We start from the raw sequence: 20,057 nt of genomic DNA, 5'->3' as shown, positions 1-20,057 counted from the left end.
ATCATCATCGACTTTTTTATTATCTCATTGCCTGAGCGACCTCTTTACGTACACGTCTTCCTTTTCCATGCGGAATACAAAGTGGCGTCCCAAATAACGGATCCGTACTAATTTGACATTCCATTCGGAACACATCACGTACTAGCTTCTCATCTACTACTTCTTCTGGCTTACCTTGTGCATATATTTGTTTATCTTGAATGGCTACAATATTGTCTGCATAACGGCATGCTAAATTTAAATCGTGTAATACCATAACAATTGTTCTTTGTTCTGTTTCATTTAATTCAAATAATAAATCTAGCACTTCAATTTGGTGAGTCATATCTAAATATGTAGTAGGCTCATCCAGTAAAATGATATCTGTATCTTGTGCAAGCGTCATTGCAATCCAAGCACGTTGACGTTGTCCACCTGAAAGAGCATGCACATCACGCTCAGCAAATTCTGTCATACCTGTTGCTGCAAGTGCTCTTTGTACCATTTCTTCATCTTTTTCTGACCATTGCTTCAGCCATGTTTGATATGGATAACGTCCTTGCTTTACAAGCTGCAATACTGTAAGTCCTTCTGGCGCTTGCGGTCCTTGCGGTAAAATTGCCATTTGACGAGCGATTTGCTTCGTTTGCATACTTTGAATGGCTTGATTATCTAACAAAATGTCACCCGTTGTTGGCTTTAACAATCTAGCTAGTGAACGTAATAAAGTTGATTTCCCGCAACCGTTAGAACCGATAAAGATTGTAATTTCGCCTTTTGGAATTTCTAAATTCAACTCATCAATAATAATTGTTTCACCATAAGACAACGTCAAACGTTTCGTCTCCAATGCTCTTTGCATATTCATCTCCCTTTATGAATTCCGACTTTTATAAAGTAAATAAATAAAATAAGGTGCACCAATTGCTGATGTAAATACCCCTGCTGGAATTTCAAGTGGTGTGAAAACTGTACGCCCAATTAAATCTGCAGCAAGTACTAAAATTGCACCAACAATAGCCGCAACTGGGAGTAATGCACCGTATAAAGAACCAACTAGTCTTCGTGAAATATGAGGTGCCATTAAACCGACAAACCCAATTCCTCCGGCGAAGGCAACTGCGCCACCAATTAAAGCTGTACTCAGTAATAACATGAATACGCGTGACTTCGTTAAAGGAACACCAAGTCCTACCGCAATATCATCCCCTAGCTCTTGTGCATTTAAATGTCTAGCAGCTATAAATGATATTACCGTTAAAATGAGAACCCACGGCGCAAGCACCATAACGTTTTGCCATGAAGAGCCGTAAACAGTACCTGTAATCCATACATTCGCTTGACTCGCTTGATAAATTGGCGCTAACAACATAAACAAAGTCGTTGCCGCTTTCGTTAATGCCCAAAAACCAACACCAATTAAAACAAGACTAATCGGTGATAATCCGTCATTTCTCCATGCAAATAAATATACAAAAAGCGCTACAATCGTTGCCCCAGCGAAGGCTGCTAACGGCATATAATGAATGCTTACGGTTAGCGCATTATTTTTATCACTGAATATAGCTAAAAATAATACAACTGCAACACTTGCACCACCTGTAATCCCGATGATATCAGGAGAAGCCAGTGGATTTCGAACGAGACCCTGTAAAATACATCCTGCTACAGCAAGTGCGATTCCTACAAGGATGGCAATCAAAATACGCGGCATACGAAACTTGTTTACAACCATATTTGACATCGCATCGCCATTTCCAGTAATCGCTTGCCATACATCATACGGAGGAATTTTCATGTCTCCCATACCTGCACTCGCAAAAAATAATCCTATTAAAACAACTAGTAAACTGAATAAGACGAGACAAGCTCGTTTATACATTAAAAACGAGAGCCCGCCTTTTCCTATACGAAACGGAATATACTTCTTCATTTGCTAAGCCCTCTCTTACGTGCAATATAAATAAAGAATGGTGCCCCGATAAACGCTGTCATAACCCCTACTGGTACTTCTTGTGGCATAATGACATATCTTGCTGCTATATCAGCTAAGATTAATAGTATTGCACCTAACAATCCGCTATACGGTACTCTCCACCTGTGATCTACTCCAACAAGAAATCTGGCAAAATGCGGAGTAACAATACCAATAAATCCAATCGGACCAGCGACTGCAACTGAACCACCAGACAACAGGACAATAATAAATAGTACGAATGATTTCATTAAAATCGTTCTTTGTCCAAGTCCTTTTGCAACGTCTTCCCCCATCATTAATGTATTTACTTTCCCTGCCATCATAAGAGATGCGATCCAGCCTACTAATAAATATGGGAATACAGATTGTAAAATTTCTAACTTTCTTCCTTGCACAGATCCGGCAAGCCAAAACAGTACTTCTTCAAGCGCTTTTTCATTTAACACAAGTAATCCTTGCGTTAATGATGAAAATAACGCACTAATTGCGACCCCTGCTAACGTTAACTTAAGAGGCGTCGTCCCTTCTTTTCCTAAAGAACTAGAAGCAAATACGAGCACAGCTGCAATTGCTGCCCCTAAAAAGGCAATCCACGTGAAAGCTGATAATGATGTCACGGAAAAAATAACAATTGCTACAACTATGAAGAAAGCAGCACCTGAATTTAATCCAATAAAATCTGGAGAAGCAAGTGGATTCTTCGTTAAAGTTTGCATAAGACAACCGGCAATGGCTAAACTAGCACCAACACTAGCTGCAATTAATGCCCTTGGTAAACGCACATTTTGAATAATAATATGTTCATTGGAACCATTAAAATGAAAAAAAGCATCTAACGCTAATTTCCAACTCGTATTTGTATATCCGAAAATAATACTTCCCCAAATACAAATAATGACTGCAATGATTCCAACAAATAATCCAATCCATTTTGCTTGATTTGTTTTTAATAACATGCAGCGTTTCCCCTTCAATGTATAATGATACGTTGTAAGTGTATTTCAACTTAATTCTCATTGTCAACGATAATGAGAACTATTTTCATTGATATGTATTGACAATCAAAAGATAAAAGCTTAATATCATGCTTGCTATTGAAAAAACTTCTCAGTATGTAGGGGGTACATAATGAATTTAACACGAAAGAAATCGTTTACAGTATTTGTATTTTTACTAGCCTTTTCATTACTTTTAAGTGCTTGTGGAAAATCAAATACGACAGAGGAAACAAAAGAAGATACAAAAAAAGAAATGATTACGGTGGAACACGCAATGGGTAAAACAGAAGTTCCTGCTAATCCAAAACGTGTAGTCATTTTAACAAATGAAGGAACTGAAGCTTTACTTGAACTAGGTGTGAAACCAGTTGGGGCTGTAAAATCTTGGACTGGGGATCCATGGTATCCACATATTAAAGATAAAATGAAAGATGTAAAAGTTGTTGGTGATGAAGGACAAGTGAACGTGGAAACAATCGCTTCTTTAAAACCAGACTTAATTATCGGTAACAAAATGCGTCACGAAAAAGTGTACGAGCAACTAACAGCAATTGCACCTACTGTGTTCTCTGAGACGCTACGTGGTGAATGGAAAGATAACTTCAAATTTTATGCAAAAGCATTAAATAAAGAAAAAGAAGGTCAAAAGGTTTTAACTGATTACGAAAAACGTACAAAAGAATTAAAAGGAAAACTAGGCGATAAAGTAAATCAAGAAATCTCTATGGTTCGCTTCATGCCTGGTGATGTTCGTATTTATCATGGCGATACATTCTCTGGTGTTGTTTTAAAAGAACTTGGATTTAAACGTCCTGGTGATCAAAATAAAGATGACTTTGCAGAACGTAACGTATCTAAAGAACGTATTTCAGCAATGGATGGCGATGTATTATTCTACTTCACATTTGATAAAGGAAACGAGAAAAAAGGCTCTGAATTAGAAAAAGAATATATCAATGATCCTCTATTTAAAAATTTAAATGCAGTAAAAAATGGTACAGCATACAAAGTTGACGACGTTATTTGGAATACAGCTGGTGGTGTAATGGCTGCTAACCTACTATTAGATGATATCGAAAAACGCTTTGTTAAATAATATTTCCTTAACCAGCTTCCCTTCTATGGAGCTGGTTATTTTTCAATTCACTTAAATGTCACATTATTTCATTTTGTATTTTTATTCTCAATATGTTATATTGTAAAAGTAAATAGAATATATTTTCTCTATATCAGAATAAATATTTTAATCTAAATTTTCTGATTAATCACTATTTTATTTTCTTTTAGAATTCAATTATTACATTTGAAAACGCTTATTATCTAGTTTTCAGGGAAAAATACAGTAACGGTTGAAGAAGAATAGATTTTTTTAGAAATTTTCTTTCTATTTCCATATAATTCTATTGACTTCTAAATATTTTGTGAATTAAAATAATTACATAAATATCCGTTATACAGGATTAGGGGGAAACAAACATGGATGCAGCTTTAAAATTAGACAAAGCTGGAGAGCAACAATCACCAAAAAAACATCCACCAGGATTATATTTGTTGTTCTTTACAGAGGCATGGGAAAGATTTAGTTATTACGGAATGCGTGGCTTATTAGTTCTTTATTTAACAACGAGCTTAGTAAGCGGCGGTTTAGGATTTGATAAAGCAGTTGCTGTACAAATATACGGTATTTTCACAATGTTAGTATACTTCACTCCGATTATTGGTGGTTGGTTAACTGACCATTTCATTACGAAACGCCATGCCATTACTATTGGTGGTATCATTATGGCAATTGGTAACTTTGTACTATTTTCAATGAACACTAAAACTGGACTATTTTTAGGATTAGGATTATTAGTTATTGGTAACGGATTCTTCAAACCAAATATTTCGACTTTATTAGGTCAATTATATAGCAAAAACGACTCTCGTCGTGATAGTGCCTTCACTATCTTCTACATGGGAATTAACTTAGGGGCTCTTATCGCTCCATTCATTTGCGGTTACTTCGCAGATTATAGATACGGTTTCTTAACAGCTTGTATCGGTATGATCATTGGACAGCTTGCTTTTAATTTCTTAGCACCTCGTTACTTAGGATCTATCGGAACAACTGTTGTCGGTAAAAAGTCTAAAGAAAAAAATGCAAAAGCAATTGAGAAAAAACCTTTAACAACACAAGAGAAAAAACGTACTACTGCAATTTTAATTTTAACTTGTTTCGTTGTATTCTTCTGGGCAGGATTTGAACAAGCTGGTAGTTCTTTAACACTTTACACAGATAAGTTCGTGGATCGTACAATTGGTGGATTTACAATTCCAACACCTTGGTTCCAATCTGTAAACCCACTATTCATTATCTTACTAGCATTACCGGTTTCTGCATTATGGATTAAACTTTCAAAAACGAAAAATGGTGACTTAAAAATCCCAACAAAAATGGCATTTGGTATGATTTTACTAGGGATTGGATATTTAGTTCTAACTTTAGCTGTATTAAAAACTGGTAGCGATGAAGGTAATATTGCAATGAAAGCAAACTTACTATTCATTGTATTCACTTACATGTTCCATACAATCGGTGAATTATTCTTATCACCAATCGGATTATCTATGGTAAGTGCAATCGCTCCTGTTAAATTGGCATCATTATTAATGGGTGTATGGTTAGCTGGTACTGGCTTCGCGAACTTATTAGCAGGACAATTAGCTGCCTTCACTCAATCTTTAGGATATTTAGAAGTATTCGCAAGCATCGGTGTTATCGTAATCGTGCTAGGATTAGTACTTCTTATGTTCTCTAAGAAAATTGCATATATGATGGAATAGGAAATAAAAAGACGCTTCTAAACATTTAGAAGCGTCTTTTCTATTACTTCTCCTCTAAAGCCGTCACGTTCACGTGAACGCTTTCTCCAGGATTAGATACATCATACACTTGAGCAACTCCACTCTGCTCGTCACAGCTCTCAATCCATACTGGTACGCCCTCATATGTAACGTCAATGCTACTTGAAGAAGATAAGATTTGTTTCACACGTTTTACATCCATACTACTACTCCTCCTTTTCCTTACTACACTCCTTTCTATCTTTTCTTTTCCCTTTAGAATATATTCCATATAACAACATGTTAATTGATAACCTTTTCTTCCTTACATGCTAACATTTACTCTCATATCACCTTTCTGACAAATAAAAAAAGACGTATATCCCACACGTCTTTTTCCATAATATTCAAATTTTAAGAAAATAATGTTTTTACAACTTCACTTACTTTATCATTATGAATTTGATAATACACTTCTAGTCCTCGTCTTTCAAAGCGCACTACTTTATTTTGTTTTAATTTCGTTAAATGTTGCGAAACCGTTGATTGTGGAATTTCTAACACTTCCTGTAATTGTGTTACATTACAAGTTCCACGTTGCATTAGTTCCATTACTAGGCGTAAACGTAACGGATGCGCTAACGCTCTTAACATTTGTACATCTTCTTCTGAAATACGACATTCGAATTGATTTTGGCTCATAAAGTTCCCCTCATTTTCGTTTTTATTTTCTTTTTATTTATTTATATATCTGTTCTTATATTTCCTGTTACGACATAACTTTATCAACCTATAATGCTGAAAATTTTTTCCACCTTTATCAGGAAAGAATTCAGGAAAAATTCCTTGCTGATTTTGAATATTATACTATATGATATAATGAAAAAGCAAAAGTAAGGGCTATGAATACTTTGCTTACAAACGTTGTTTTATCAAGCTTTTTGTTATATTTTCACCTCACTGCAACGTACAGTAACGATATTGTAAAATACCGTCTATAATTGATAACCTATCGTAACGTATTCGGGTTATATTTAACCTCTTTGTTATGCTAAAAGGAATTTTCAGTAAAAAAAGATAATGTAATATTAAAAATTGACTTATTGTTGTTTTAATTCGTATTGTACTTGCTCAGACTGTTATTCAAAACTTCCTATTAAATGCATTTGGTTTCTCTTTCTTACTAGATCAACTCAGACCAGCATGTGACACCTATCAAATTTCAACATCCTATATACTTAATGCAAAGACGTCATCTAACATATAAGATTAATGATATACGAACAAATAAAACAATATAGAAATAACTTCAAAAAGCAAACTCAAATCTATTTGAGTTTGCTTTTTGTCTACTTTATGAACAAAGCATTTCTTTTAATACTATTATGGAATAATTATACTTTTTTACGTTGACAATAGTGTTGAAGGAGAATATACTAAGCATGTAAGTTGATTGTGAATTGTTTCACAAATAATGTGAATTTCTTCACATAAAATAGATAGGAGTTGTCATTATTATGAGTACTTGGACACAAATTTATGACCCATTAAACAATATTTGGTTATCTGCACTAATCGCAGCACTTCCAATTTTCTGCTTCATCATTTGTTTAATGGGACTGAAAATGAAAAGTTACATGGCTGGTCTTTACAGTGTAATTGTCGCTATTATTCTTGCTATATTCGTTTATAAAATGCCAGCAACCGTAGCTGTAGCATCTGCCGGATTCGGTGTTTTATCTGGATTTTATCCAATTTGTACTATCGTTATCGCAGCAATTTTCCTTTACAAATTAACTGTTAAAACAGAGCAATTCAACATCATTCGTGATAGTATTTCAAGCATTACAAATGATCAACGTTTACAAGTATTATTAATCGCTTATTCTTTCGGTGCTTTCTTAGAAGGCGCAGCTGGTTTAGGGGTTCCAGTTGCTATTACAGCTGCATTACTTGTGGGTATGGGCTTTAATCCATTAAAAGCAGCAGGTATTTGTTTAGTAGCTAACATCGCTGGTGGTGCTATGGGTGCTATGGGTATCCCAGTTACAGTACCAGCACAATTAACTGAGCTAGACGCATTAACTATCGGTCGTCAAACTGTTCTTATTTTACCATTCATTAGTATTGTTTTACCTTTCTTACTTGTTTCAATGGTTGATGGAATTAAAGGTATTAAAGAAACTTGGCAAGGTATTCTTGTAAGTGGTTTTTCTTTCGCTATAACTCAGTTCCTTGTGACTTACTTCTTAGGTGCAGAACTTACTAATATTTTCGCAGCCGTTGTAAGTATGGTTTCTCTAGCATTATTCTTACGTGTTTGGCAACCAAAATCTTCTTCTACAGAAGAAAAACAAGAAAAACAAGAAGCTCATACATTCAATCAAATTTTATATGCTTGGTCTCCATTCGTATTCTTAACTGCATTCGTAACAATCTTTAATTTAAAACCAATTAAAGCTTTATTTGCTCCGGATGGCGCACTAGCAAACTTAGTATTTAACATTCAGTTCCCTGGTCTTCATAATGCTGTTATGAAAACTACACCAATTACAAAAGCTGATACACCTTTCGCGGCTGTTTTCAAGTTTGATGTATTCTCATCTACAACTACTGCAATCGTATTAGCAATTATTGTTTCACTTATCGTTTACCGCGTAAAAGGTAAAATGGTTAAAGAATTAATAGTAGAAACAATGAAAGAACTAAAAGCTCCAGTATATACAATCTGTAGCGTTATCGCTTTAGCCTACGTAGAGAACTACTCTGGTATGTCATCTACACTTGGACTGGCATTCTCTTCTACTGGTAATGCATTCCCAGTTCTTTCTCCAATCTTAGGATGGATTGGCGTATTCATTACAGGTTCAGTAGTATCAAGTGGTTCATTATTCGCACCGCTTCAAGCAGTAACTGCAGATCAATTAAATATCGTTCCTTCTACTCTTGTTGCATTAAACGTAGTAGGTGGTACAATGGCAAAAATGGTTTCACCACAATCTGTAGCCGTTGCTTGTGCAGCAGTTGGACTAGTTGGTAAAGAGTCTGCCCTATTTAAAACAGCGATGAAATACAGTTTAATCTTCTTAGCTATTATTAGCTTACTTCAATTAAACTCTGTATTTAATATCTTTTAAAAAAACACCGATCCATTTGGATCGGTGTTTTTTTCATATTACATCTTCTTATTCTTTAATAAAGAAGCTCCAGCAATTTCAGGATGCGTCATTTCGAATGGATCTAAAATAATATCCAATTCTTCTTCTGTCAGTACACCATGTTCTAAACATAGCTCCCTAACAGATTTTCCTGTTTCAATTGCTTCACGTGCAATACGAGATGCTGCTTCGTAACCAATATGAGGGTTCACCGCTGTAATAATTCCAACACTTTTCTCTACATATTGCTTCAGCAATTCTTCATTTGCTGTAATTCCTTTAATACAATATTCACGGAATACACGGAATCCGTTATTCATAATACTAATAGATTGAATTAAATTAAATACGAGTACAGGCTCCATTACGTTTAACTCTAATTGTCCTGCTTCTGATGCTAAGCAAATTGTATGATCATTACCAATCACTTGGAAAGCAACTTGATTAATTACTTCTGCCATAACAGGATTTACTTTACCTGGCATAATAGATGAACCTGGTTGGCGAGCTGGTAATTGAATTTCCGCCAATCCAACACGTGGACCAGATGCCATAATACGAAGATCATTTGCAATTTTAGACATATTCATCATACATACTTTTAATGCGGCAGATACTTCTGTGTATGCATCTGTGTTTTGCGTTGCATCAACTAAATGCTCTGCACCAACAAGTGGTAATCCGCTAAATGTTCGCAAGTGTTTAACCACTTGTTCAATGTACGTAGGGTTTGCATTTAATCCCGTACCAACAGCTGTCGCCCCCATGTTCACTTCATATAAATGTTGGCGAGACTGTTTAATTCTTTTTATATCACGCTCAAGCACTCGGCTATACGCTTCAAATTCTTGTCCAAGACGAATCGGAACAGCATCTTGTAAATGTGTACGTCCCATTTTAATGACGTGGTCGAACTCTTTTGCTTTTTCACGGAAAGCAGCATGAAGTTCTTCCATTGTAATAAGAAGTTCTTCTAACATCATAAGAGTTGCAATATGAATTCCCGTTGGAAACGCATCATTCGTTGATTGAGCCATGTTCACATGCGTGTTTGGGCTAATTTTCACATACTCGCCTTTTTCACATCCCATACGTTCTAAAGCTCGATTAGCGATTACTTCATTTGTATTCATATTAATAGAAGTTCCAGCACCGCCTTGGATTGGATCCACGATAAATTGATCATGGAATTTCCCATCAACAATTTCTTGCGCTGCCTCTGCAATTTCATATCCAATGTCTTTAGCTAAGTAACCAGTATCCATATTTGCAAGTGCCGCCGCTTTTTTCACAATTGCCATTGCCGTAATGAGTGACGGATGAATGCGATATCCTGTAATCGGGAAGTTTTCTACAGCACGTAATGTTTGTACCCCATAATAAGCTACACTCGGTACTTCCTTTTCACCTAAAAAATCTTTCTCTATACGTATATCCTTCGTTGCTATCATTTTCATCACCTATACTTTTCATTCTAAATCCTTATCTAAAAAATTCGCCTCTAAAAAAACGAGTATCATTCAGAAGAATTTTTCAGTATCCACCTTCACTATATAGCACCTTTTTTGAAAGCGCAAACATTTATTTTTCTATATATACCTTTTATAAAGTGAAACTTTAATCAGTGGGGGTTTTGTTGATCCCCCACCTAACTTCTTCGCTTTCGCTGAATTTTGAAGTAGGGGTCTTACTGCCCACAAATAGCGGGATAAAAATTTATAGAAAATCATTCTTCTACCTTCTTTATTTCCACTCGTTTAATTTGATGCATATCCTTTTCAAGAACTTTAAAAGAAAAGCCGTGTTTTTCAATAATATCTCCTTCAGCAACGATTTGCTTTTGTACCATAATCCAGCCACCAATTGTATCTACATCAGCAGCGATTAAGTGTAGGCCAAATAAATCATTTACTTCACTAATAAGCACTTTTCCCTCTACGATTTTATAGCCTTCACTTATATGCTCTATAGGCGGGTGTTCATCTTCATCGTATTCATCTCGGATTTCTCCAACAATTTCTTCTAAAATATCTTCTAGTGTAACGATCCCCGCTGTACCACCATATTCATCATATAATACAGCTAATGGAATTCGTTTTCTTTGCATTTGTAATAGCAAATCATGAATAGGAATATTTTCTAACACTTCAATAACTGGTCTTGTATATGGCTTAATCGAGCACCCCTCGTCTCGATTACCATCCATATAACGAATAAATAAATCCTTTACATTAACCATCCCAATAATTTCATCTTTATCTTCACCAAATACGGGATATCTCGTGTACTTTTCTTGTGCGATTATTTTAATATGTGTTTCAAATGGTTCGTCCTCATATAAACCTACAACTTCCGTACGAGGTACCATAATTTCCTTTGCGACTCTATTATCGAATTCAAAAATATTATTTACATATTTAAATTCCCTTTGATTAATCTCTCCGCTCTCATAACTCTCGGATAAGATTAATCGTAATTCTTCCTCCGAATGAGCAACTTCATGTTCAGAAGCCGGATGTAATCCGAATAACCCTGTCACAAGCCTTGCAGAACCATTTAAAGCCCAAATAAACGGATACATTACTCGGTAAAAGTAAATAATTGGCTTCGATAATAATAAGCTAACTTGTTCTGCCCTTTGTATAGCGAGCGTCTTCGGAGCAAGTTCACCAATGACAACATGTAAAAACGTAATAACTGCAAAGGCAATAATAAATGAAACTGTACTTGCAATTGCAGGAGATAGGTGTAGTTTTAAAAACAACGGCTCGAGTATATGTTTTATAGTGGGCTCTCCTAACCACCCAAGCCCTAAAGCAGTAATTGTAATACCTAACTGACATGCTGATAAATACTCATCTAAATTCGAAGTTACTTTTTTAGCTGCCAATGCTCCTCGTCGTTTCTCACTAACGAGTTGATCAATACGACTGCTACGTACCTTAATAATTGCAAACTCAACAGCTACAAAAAATGCTGTTAACGCAATAAGGATAACTACCATCAATAATTTTAAAATATCCACATATGTCCTTTAGCTTTCTTAGCTAAAGTTACACCTCCTTTAAAAAAGAAGTTTCACTTTAGTTTCTTCATTTATTTGAAAGCAACCCTGTATAAAATTCACCAATTTCAAGCCTCATACAATTCTAAAGGCAAGCCATCAGGATCTTGGAAAAAGACAAATTTTTTATCCGTAATTTCATCCATACGTATCGCTTCAGTCTCCACACTGCATTGTTTTAAATAGTTTACAGCTTCTTCTATATTTGTAACAGCAAATGCTAAATGTCTAAGTCCAGCTGCTTCTGGAAAACTGGGGCGCTCAGGTGGACTAGGAAATGAAAATAATTCAATTTGATACTCTTCCCCTACACATAAATCTAACTTATAAGAATCTCGTTCTTTTCTATATACTTCATTTATCACTTTTAAACCTAATATCCGAGTATAAAAATCCTTTGACAGTTCATAATTCGAACAAATAATTGCAACGTGGTGCACTCTACATATATTCATGCTCTCTCTATTCCTTTCTTTACCAAAGATGCATATTCTCCCTTGAAATGAAAAACATATATAGCAGAATATCTCTTTTAGGGGGCTTACTATGAAATTTATTACTTTTTTCGTGGGACTTATCGTTGTTTTCTTCCTTGCTTATATTGCTAGCAACAATAAGAAACATATTAAATTTAAACCAATTTTCATCATGCTTATTATACAGTTGATTTTAACCTATTTATTATTAAATACAGAAATCGGCCTCATACTTATTCGGGTCATTTCCAGTCTGTTTACAAAGCTACTCGAGTATGCTGCTGATGGTATAAACTTTGTATTTGGCGGTCTTGCCAATAAAGGTGAAATGTCATTTTTCCTTACTGTATTATTACCAATTGTCTTCATTTCCGTCTTAATTGGTATACTACAACATTTCAAAATACTACCATTTTTTATTCATTGGATCGGTTACTTCCTTAGCAAAATAAATGGTCTTGGGAAATTAGAATCTTACAACGCTATCGCCTCTGCCATTGTCGGCCAATCAGAAGTTTTTATTACAGTTAAAAAGCAATTAGCTCAAATTCCAAAACACCGTCTTTATACACTTTGCGCTTCTGCCATGTCAACCGTATCTATGTCTATCGTAGGTGCCTATATGACAATGATCGAGCCTAAATATGTAGTAACCGCACTCGTTCTCAATTTATTTAGTGGTTTTATTATCATACTCATCATCAATCCTTACGACGTGAAAGATGACGAAGATATTTTAGAAATTAAAGGCGAAAAGCAAAGCTTTTTTGAAATGCTTGGAGAATACATTCTAGATGGCTTTCGCGTAGCCATCGTTGTCGGCGCTATGCTCATCGGATTCGTCGCATTAATTAGCTGCATTAATGACCTATTCCTCATTATATTCGGCATTACTTTCCAGCAATTAATCGGCTACGTATTTGCGCCTGTTGCATTCCTTATCGGTGTACCAAGTTCTGAAATTGTCACAGCTGGTAGCATTATGGCAACGAAGCTTGTAACGAATGAATTTGTGGCAATGATGGACCTTAGTAAACTTTCTAATAGCCTTTCTCCCCGTACAGTGGGGATCATTTCTGTTTTCCTCGTTTCTTTTGCCAACTTTTCTTCTATCGGCATTATTTCAGGTGCAGTAAAAGGGTTAAACGAAGAACAAGGAAACGTCGTTGCCAGATTTGGCCTTAAATTACTATATGGAGCTACTCTCGTTAGCATTTTATCTGCAATTATCGTAAGCATTATGTTGTAATTAGGTAAAATTTTATCATTTTCTTATCCCTATCTTTTGTATACAATAACGAATAGGTGTCTTATAAATAATCAAGACATCTATTTTTTATACATGTACAATCGCTTTTATTTAGCGTACAATATTTTTTATGTGTTTGAATGCGCTTCTAGATGTATACACTTTGATAGTTTTAAAGGAGAAAAATGATGAAATCCGATATGAACAAAGACACCCGAGCCAAAAAAGGAAACTCAAAGAAAAAACGCCTACTCTGGTTCCTTCTTATTCCATTACTGATTATAGCACTTGGAGCAGGAGGTTACTCCTTCCATATATACAGTAAAGCAAAGTCTGTATTAAGTAATGCCTATTCTGAACTGGGCCGCGGGGATAAATCCAGCAAACGTGAAAAAGCTGTGAAACCTATGACTGACAACATTTCCGTACTTATTATGGGTGTTGATGAAAGTGATATTAGGGACAAGAGTTATGGAAAAGCAACTCGTACGGATGCGCTATTACTTGCAACAATTAATAAAAACGATAAATCTGTTAAACTTGTGAGTATTCCACGTGACTCACGTGTCTACATTAAATCACGTGATAAATACGATAAAATTACACATGCGCACGTATTCGGTGGTGTGGATAGCACAATTGATACAGTGGAGAAATTTTTAGATGTTCCAGTTGATTACTATGTAAAATTCAACTTTAAATCATTTATCAAAATTGTCGATTCTCTTGGTGGTATTACTGTCGATGTTCCGGTTGAGTTTTCAGAACAAAATAGTAAAGACGAAGCAGATGCTATTCATCTGAAAAAAGGACGTCAACATTTAAATGGAGAAGAGGCATTAGCGCTAGCTAGAACTCGTCATATCGACAGTGATTATATGCGCGGTCAACGACAACAGCTTGTTTTAGAAGCTATTGCTGCAAAAGCACTATCTCTTAATTCCATTAATAAAATCGGTGCCCTATTAGACGCTGTCGATAAAGACTTAAAAACAAATTTAACTTTTGATGATATGATGACAATTGCCAAAAATTCAATGGATTCCAATTTGAAAATGGACAAAATGCAAGTAGAAGGTACTGATAAATATATAGGTGGTATTTATTATTACGTTCCAAATGAAAAAAGCGTCAATAATATTTCGACAACACTACAAGAACATCTCGGTGTTACGAATAAAAATGAACATAAAAAATTATAATAAAAAGGCTGCTAGATCTTTCTAGACAGCCTTTTTATTATAATTTTCAACATATTCCTCGTACATATTGTGACAAAAAGATACAATTATTACAACAGTGTAACGTTTTTTATAAAAACATTACACACATAGTGGAAATAATAGTATACTAGTACGTACATAATGTTATTTTCATCATTTTTATACAAAAAATGTAATACATATATTTATACAAAAATTTCTGGGGGGAAATAAATGAAGCTAAGTAAAATACTGATCGGTTCTGCAATTACTGGGGGCATATTACTTTGTGTAGGCGGTGTTGGTGGATATCAATATGTATCCAAACTAAATAATCAATTAGATACTACTGCATTACCAAATACTACATTTGAAGGTATTTCTCTCGATGGAAAAAATAAAAAAGATATTCAAGCAATTATTAATCAAAAGGTAACTGAATTAGATCAAAAATCTCTTACCTACATATTCCAAAATGATAAACAAACGTACACATGGAAAGATTTAGGGATAAATTATAAGGAAAAAGATATTATTGACAAAATCTTTAAAGAACAAGAAGGAAACGCAATGAATCGTTACCAAATGCGGAAGCAGGCCGAAAACGGTGAATTAAAACGTGACTATAAATTAACAGCTCAATTAAATACAACTGCTTATGAAAGCTTTATGAAGGATAAATATAATGAAACATTAAAAAATCCTATTAATGCAGAATTAAGTGTTGAAGGCTCTACAGTAAATATTAGCCAAAGTCAAAATGGAGAAAAAATTGATAAAGGAAAATTAACTGATTTAACGCAGCAGGCCATTACTTCTGGCTCATCGGACGTTACATTACCAGTTACACTCTTAAAACCTGAGCGTTCTACAGAAGATATACAGAAAATGGGGATTAAAGAAGTAATTGCTGAATATTCAACTCCAATGGCTGGTCGGAATGGAAACCAGTCCTATAACGTAAATAAGTCAGCTAATACTTTAAGTGGAGTTATTGTCGCACCTGATGAAACGTTTAGTTTTAATGGCCGTGTTGGCGTAACGGATGCTGCCCATGGTTATAAATCCGCAGCAGTATTTTCACAAGGTAAAGTTATACAAAGTGCAGGCGGAGGCGTTTGCCAAGTTAGTAGCACTTTATATAGCGCAGCTTTAAGAGCAGATTTAGGAATTGTTTCTCGAAGCAATCATTCTATGCCCGTAAATTATTTACCACTTGGGCAAGATGCAGCAGTGGCAGATTATGGTCCGGATTTAAAATTTAAAAACAATACAGGCAATCATATTTATATTCAAGCATTTTCAAATGGCGGTAGTATTACTACTCGCATTTTTGGTACAAATACTGGTAAAAATGTTGAAGTTTCTTCTCAAGTAGTTAGTAGAACTGGTGATAAAATAACAGCGGTTACGTATAAAAAAGTAACACAAAACGGTGAAGTAGTATCAAATGGACAAATTTCAAAAAGCGTATATAAAAGTGCCCCAACACAATGAGACACCATCAAATTGGCAAACAAAAAGGCGTGATCTATTCACGCCTTTTTCTTTTGCAATAGTAGTAAAAAAGCTTCAAGATGGTCTTTCGTTTCTTCTAAAGACCACATGCGATTTCCTTGCTTCGCAGCTAATACACACGCCTCTTCCCAAGCGTTTTTTTTCTTCATATATAATAATTCATTGCGTAATTTCAAAACAATTTCTTCATCTTCTTGCTCTATAAACTCTTCCATCACGCCTACTATCTCATCCTCATGGATACTTAACGTACAATACGATTTGAGAAAATATTGTAATGTCGTATACATATTTACTCCCCCTTCTTATTTATCAGATGGATAAGAAGTAATGATCTTATATCCTAAATCTCCTGACTTATCTCTCGCCAAAACAGTAACAGTTTTTACTAACTTGTCTTTTACATTCATATTTTTCTTTATTACCGTTTTTCCAACTGGGAATGAATGAGTTGTATTTAATACGAGACGAGCCTCTTTAGAATTTTTTAACCAATCTTGAATTTCCTTATCATGCTGCTTCAAACTATCTTTTACAGCTTTCGTCGCTGTTTCCTTATCATAGTATGTACTTGCCGCTGATACTTTATCTGTCTTCAAGCGATTCTTCAAATCCTCTTCTGATTTTCCTACATGTCTTTCAATCGTATGACCATTTTTAGGTGGCCCTTCCATTTCATCTAAAATATTATCACTAATTTTTTCTACTGATGTCGATTGATTCCCTGTTTGTTTCTCTGTTTTTTGTTCTTTTCCTGCACATCCACTTAAGATCAGCATTAATGCCAATAAACTACTCAAGAGAAGACTACTTATTCGTTTCATAATATCACCTCTTCCATGATTATTATCGTAACTTCACTAAAAGTCAATTTCACAACGAAAAAACATATACATTTTTAAAATTCCTCATCAATTTTGCCATATTACCACCCTAGTTTCATCAAACTACTATTTTGGACCCTCTCCGAAATATACCCCTATGTTTTTATAATTATTTCCCAGATTAAATCACCCCTAAAATAGCTAAACATTCCCTTTAAAAAAGAGTTTTTTGGTGATTTTCTAAAAAATAAAATATACCCCCAATTCAATATACCCAATACCTATATAAGGTATATTGATGGTGTTTTATCAACGTTTTCTACATTATGTAAATTTGTGCTTGCCTACACAATGGAAATATGGTGTAATGCAAAAAAAGATAAAGGATTTTAAACAATGGCTGAAACAATTCAAAACTTCTTAACAGACTATTATTCAATCGCAATTCCACTTAGTATCTTAATTAACGTCATCATCAGTCTTTTAGGTTTTATCCCTAGTATTTTTTTGACCGCTATTAACATACAGCTCTTTGGTGTAACAAACGGGACCATTATTTCGATCGCAGGTGAGGCATTAGGGGCTATTATCTCGTTTTATATTTATCGTATAGGCCTTCAGAAATTCACTCACAACAAAGTAAATAAGTATCCAAAGGTAGAACGCCTACTTTATGTAGAAGGTAGAGAGGCCTTTCTACTCGTTCTATCGTTTCGATTCATACCTTTCATCCCATCAAGTATCGTTACTTTATTTGCCGCTCTAGGCAAAATGTCATTACTCTCTTTCAGTATTGCCAGCACAATAGGTAAAATACCGGCTTTGTTAATCGAAGTATATTCTGCCTATCATGTCATGAATGGAACGAATGAAGCGAAGTGGATTGTAACAATAGCGGGTTGTGTTGGATTGTTTTATTTGTGGAAAAAATGGAGAAAAAAATAAAGAAGGAGCATAGGCTCCTTCTTTATTTTTGAAGTATTTTATTAATAATACTCTCTTAAACCCTTAGTTTACACCAACAGCACTAAATGATTGCTTAACTGCTGCTACTTCCGCAGAAGTCGCACCATATAAATCAGCTGCAGCTTGTACTGCACCAGCACGAGCTTGGCTAAATGTAGTAGATTGCGTGAAATATTGTGTATTTGCACGGTAATAAATTGCACCTAACTTATCTTTACCAATACCAGTTACAGTTACACCAGAATGTGTACCACCATTTGCTAATAAATAAGCTTGTTTGTTAATGATACCACTGTTCGTATGAACTCCACCGTTATCACTTGAACCAGTGTAACGCTTAGAATAATGATCTGGATCACCATATTTCGCCGGATCACTCATAGAGCGAAGTGCGTCTCCTGCTTTACCAGGCGTGTAAATATCTTCACCAATCTCCCAATCTGGATTACGGTTATCATAGAACTCTACTAATGTACCAAAGATATCAGAAATTGCTTCATTTAATGCTCCTGATTCATTTTGATAAATTAAATTCGAGCTATTTTCCGTAACCGCATGCGTTAATTCATGACCAATTACATCAATTCCACCAGATAATGAAGTAAACGTTACACCATCACCATCTCCGTATACCATTTGTGATCCGTTCCAGAATGCATTATTATAATTACTTCCGTAATGAACTGTTGATTTTAACGGCGCTCCTGCATCATTAATAGAATTTCTATTAAATGTAGCTTTATAGTAATCATATGTTTTACCTGCATAGTAATGAGCATCTACCGCTGCTGCATCATACGCTGCATTGAAAACATTATCTGCATCTGCCCATAATGTTCCTGGTAATGTTGAACGATTTTTCGCATCATATGTGAAAATCGTTGCCCCGCGTGTATTATCTTGTAAGTAGTAAGATGATCCAGATAACGTTGTATTAAGCGATTTCGTATCTCCTAATACCCCTTTACCAGTTCCTACTTTATTTGTTCCTGTTACAGGCTTTACAACTGCTTTTGCATCTTGCTTAGGAGCCTCTTGTTTAACTGGTGACTTATCATCATTCGTCACATGATCGATTGTATTAAACTTATTTAATACTTTACCGCTTTCTGCTTCAATGAAATAGTAGTAGTTTCCTGGGCTTGGATCTAAGAAGTTTAGATTTACAACGTATGCATATGTTGTTTCTTCACCATTTTGATATACATATAAGTCCGCTTTTGGTTCTACCTCATACTTAGGTGTAACACCTAAATCTTTTTGCGCAATTTCAATTGCTTTTGCGCCCTCGATCTTATTTTTATTCTTCAACTTTTCTTTTTTGTCTAAATCAGGTGCAACTGTTCCAGACAATACTTTTAAAGAACCATCTTTACTTACATGAGCTACTTGCGTAGAACCCCATACAGGTACTCCTTCGTATACTTGTTGCATACGTACTACTGTTGAATCAGTTACAGCATCTTTTTTCACTTGTTTTACTTTGAAAGAATCTTGCGCACTCTTTTCCCCTAACTTATAATCACCTTTTGCTGCGTTTAAGTAATCAAACACAACAGATTCTGCTTTCTTACCAGTCGCTCCAGTTAGATCACCAGAAATAAACTCAGGTGATTGCACCGTTTCATTGTACTTCTTCGTAGAGAGCACATTTTTAGAATCCGCAAATGCAGAGCCTGTCCCTCCAAACGTTGTAACTGCCATTCCTGCCGCTAACACTAACGCTAAACTTTTCTTTTTCATGAATCTTCCCCCTAATAAATTATTTTTTGAAAAAGAGTAGTTTTATCGTAGCACTATGTTTCCACTATTAATATAC

The 20,057-nt window shown here is 35.1% G+C and carries 18 protein-coding genes; 7 read left to right on the top strand and 11 right to left on the bottom strand.

What is annotated here, in order from left to right; all coding sequences use genetic code 11:
• Positions 1-19 precede the first annotated feature (19 nt).
• The 3 genes from DM800_RS18100 to DM800_RS18090 are packed head-to-tail and all read right to left on the bottom strand — an operon-like array spanning position 20 to position 2,913.
• The gene (locus tag DM800_RS18100) at positions 20-841 is read right to left on the bottom strand and encodes an ABC transporter ATP-binding protein (protein WP_088061831.1); all 822 of its coding nucleotides are present in this window, start codon (positions 839-841) and stop codon (positions 20-22) included.
• A gap of 12 nt (positions 842-853) precedes the next feature.
• Positions 854-1,912, bottom strand: coding sequence for a FecCD family ABC transporter permease (locus DM800_RS18095; protein WP_087983390.1), 1,059 nt, complete (start codon positions 1,910-1,912; stop codon positions 854-856).
• On the bottom strand, positions 1,909-2,913 hold the full coding sequence (locus DM800_RS18090; RefSeq protein ID WP_087983392.1) for a FecCD family ABC transporter permease: 1,005 nt from the start codon (positions 2,911-2,913) through the stop codon (positions 1,909-1,911). Before DM800_RS18090 ends, DM800_RS18095 begins: the two co-directional genes overlap by 4 nt.
• A 172-nt stretch (positions 2,914-3,085) precedes the next feature.
• Here DM800_RS18090 and DM800_RS18085 point away from each other — a divergent pair, with 172 nt between their 5' ends.
• Positions 3,086-4,051, top strand: coding sequence for an ABC transporter substrate-binding protein (locus DM800_RS18085; RefSeq protein WP_087983394.1), 966 nt, complete (start codon positions 3,086-3,088; stop codon positions 4,049-4,051).
• 380 nt (positions 4,052-4,431) lie between these two features.
• Positions 4,432-5,781: a peptide MFS transporter gene (locus tag DM800_RS18080; RefSeq protein WP_147787303.1), complete on the top strand. Its 1,350-nt coding sequence runs from the start codon at positions 4,432-4,434 to the stop codon at positions 5,779-5,781.
• Positions 5,782-5,824: 43 nt separating this feature from the next.
• Here the strand turns inward: DM800_RS18080 and DM800_RS18075 are convergent, their stop codons facing one another.
• Together DM800_RS18075 and DM800_RS18070 are read right to left on the bottom strand one after the other, a co-directional pair.
• On the bottom strand, positions 5,825-6,004 hold the full coding sequence (locus DM800_RS18075; RefSeq protein ID WP_000382688.1) for an acid-soluble spore protein H: 180 nt from the start codon (positions 6,002-6,004) through the stop codon (positions 5,825-5,827).
• A 191-nt stretch (positions 6,005-6,195) separates the two neighbouring features.
• The gene (locus DM800_RS18070; protein WP_000081429.1) at positions 6,196-6,483 is read right to left on the bottom strand and encodes an ArsR/SmtB family transcription factor; all 288 of its coding nucleotides are present in this window, start codon (positions 6,481-6,483) and stop codon (positions 6,196-6,198) included.
• 815 nt (positions 6,484-7,298) lie between these two features.
• Here DM800_RS18070 and DM800_RS18065 point away from each other — a divergent pair.
• Positions 7,299-8,918, top strand: coding sequence for an L-lactate permease (locus tag DM800_RS18065; RefSeq protein ID WP_147787302.1), 1,620 nt, complete (start codon positions 7,299-7,301; stop codon positions 8,916-8,918).
• Between the two features lie 38 nt (positions 8,919-8,956).
• On the opposite strand, the gene aspA is transcribed toward DM800_RS18065, so the two are convergent.
• The 3 genes from aspA to gloA2 form a co-directional block, all read right to left on the bottom strand.
• Positions 8,957-10,390 carry an aspartate ammonia-lyase gene (gene aspA, locus DM800_RS18060; protein WP_088061819.1) on the bottom strand — a complete coding sequence of 478 codons (1,434 nt, stop codon included), beginning with the start codon at positions 10,388-10,390 and terminating at the stop codon, positions 8,957-8,959.
• A gap of 275 nt (positions 10,391-10,665) precedes the next feature.
• On the bottom strand, positions 10,666-11,964 hold the full coding sequence (locus DM800_RS18055; RefSeq protein ID WP_137011174.1) for a hemolysin family protein: 1,299 nt from the start codon (positions 11,962-11,964) through the stop codon (positions 10,666-10,668).
• A 107-nt stretch (positions 11,965-12,071) separates the two neighbouring features.
• The gene (gene gloA2, locus DM800_RS18050; RefSeq protein ID WP_147787301.1) at positions 12,072-12,458 is read right to left on the bottom strand and encodes an SMU1112c/YaeR family gloxylase I-like metalloprotein; all 387 of its coding nucleotides are present in this window, start codon (positions 12,456-12,458) and stop codon (positions 12,072-12,074) included.
• Between the two features lie 91 nt (positions 12,459-12,549).
• Here gloA2 and DM800_RS18045 point away from each other — a divergent pair, with 91 nt between their 5' ends.
• From DM800_RS18045 to DM800_RS18035, 3 genes are all read left to right on the top strand, one after another.
• Entirely contained in the window at positions 12,550-13,728 is a 1,179-nt protein-coding gene (locus DM800_RS18045; protein WP_088121265.1) for a NupC/NupG family nucleoside CNT transporter, read from the top strand.
• Between the two features lie 185 nt (positions 13,729-13,913).
• Complete coding sequence (locus DM800_RS18040) at positions 13,914-14,930, top strand: LCP family protein (protein ID WP_304488576.1); 1,017 nt, start codon at positions 13,914-13,916, stop codon at positions 14,928-14,930.
• Positions 14,931-15,164: 234 nt separating this feature from the next.
• The gene (locus DM800_RS18035; protein ID WP_088121263.1) at positions 15,165-16,427 is read left to right on the top strand and encodes a VanW family protein; all 1,263 of its coding nucleotides are present in this window, start codon (positions 15,165-15,167) and stop codon (positions 16,425-16,427) included.
• A 38-nt stretch (positions 16,428-16,465) separates the two neighbouring features.
• Here DM800_RS18035 and DM800_RS18030 read toward each other — a convergent pair whose 3' ends face one another.
• Complete coding sequence (locus tag DM800_RS18030) at positions 16,466-16,738, bottom strand: hypothetical protein (protein WP_087983406.1); 273 nt, start codon at positions 16,736-16,738, stop codon at positions 16,466-16,468.
• A gap of 15 nt (positions 16,739-16,753) precedes the next feature.
• Positions 16,754-17,272, bottom strand: a complete 519-nt coding sequence (locus DM800_RS18025; protein ID WP_064477118.1) for an RNase A-like domain-containing lipoprotein — start codon at positions 17,270-17,272, stop codon at positions 16,754-16,756.
• A 396-nt stretch (positions 17,273-17,668) separates the two neighbouring features.
• Here DM800_RS18025 and DM800_RS18020 point away from each other — a divergent pair, with 396 nt between their 5' ends.
• Entirely contained in the window at positions 17,669-18,217 is a 549-nt protein-coding gene (locus DM800_RS18020; protein WP_046953834.1) for a TVP38/TMEM64 family protein, read from the top strand.
• A 63-nt stretch (positions 18,218-18,280) separates the two neighbouring features.
• Here the strand turns inward: DM800_RS18020 and DM800_RS18015 are convergent, their stop codons facing one another.
• Positions 18,281-19,981 (bottom strand): M4 family metallopeptidase, encoded by a 1,701-nt coding sequence (locus DM800_RS18015; protein WP_088061807.1) that lies wholly within the window; start codon positions 19,979-19,981, stop codon positions 18,281-18,283.
• Positions 19,982-20,057: the final 76 nt, after the last annotated feature.

The organism is Bacillus sp. AY18-3 (genome assembly GCF_008042305.1).
GTDB classification, from domain to species: Bacteria; Bacillota; Bacilli; order Bacillales; family Bacillaceae_G; genus Bacillus_A; species Bacillus_A wiedmannii.
This window is presented reverse-complemented; position numbering and strand designations above follow the sequence as displayed.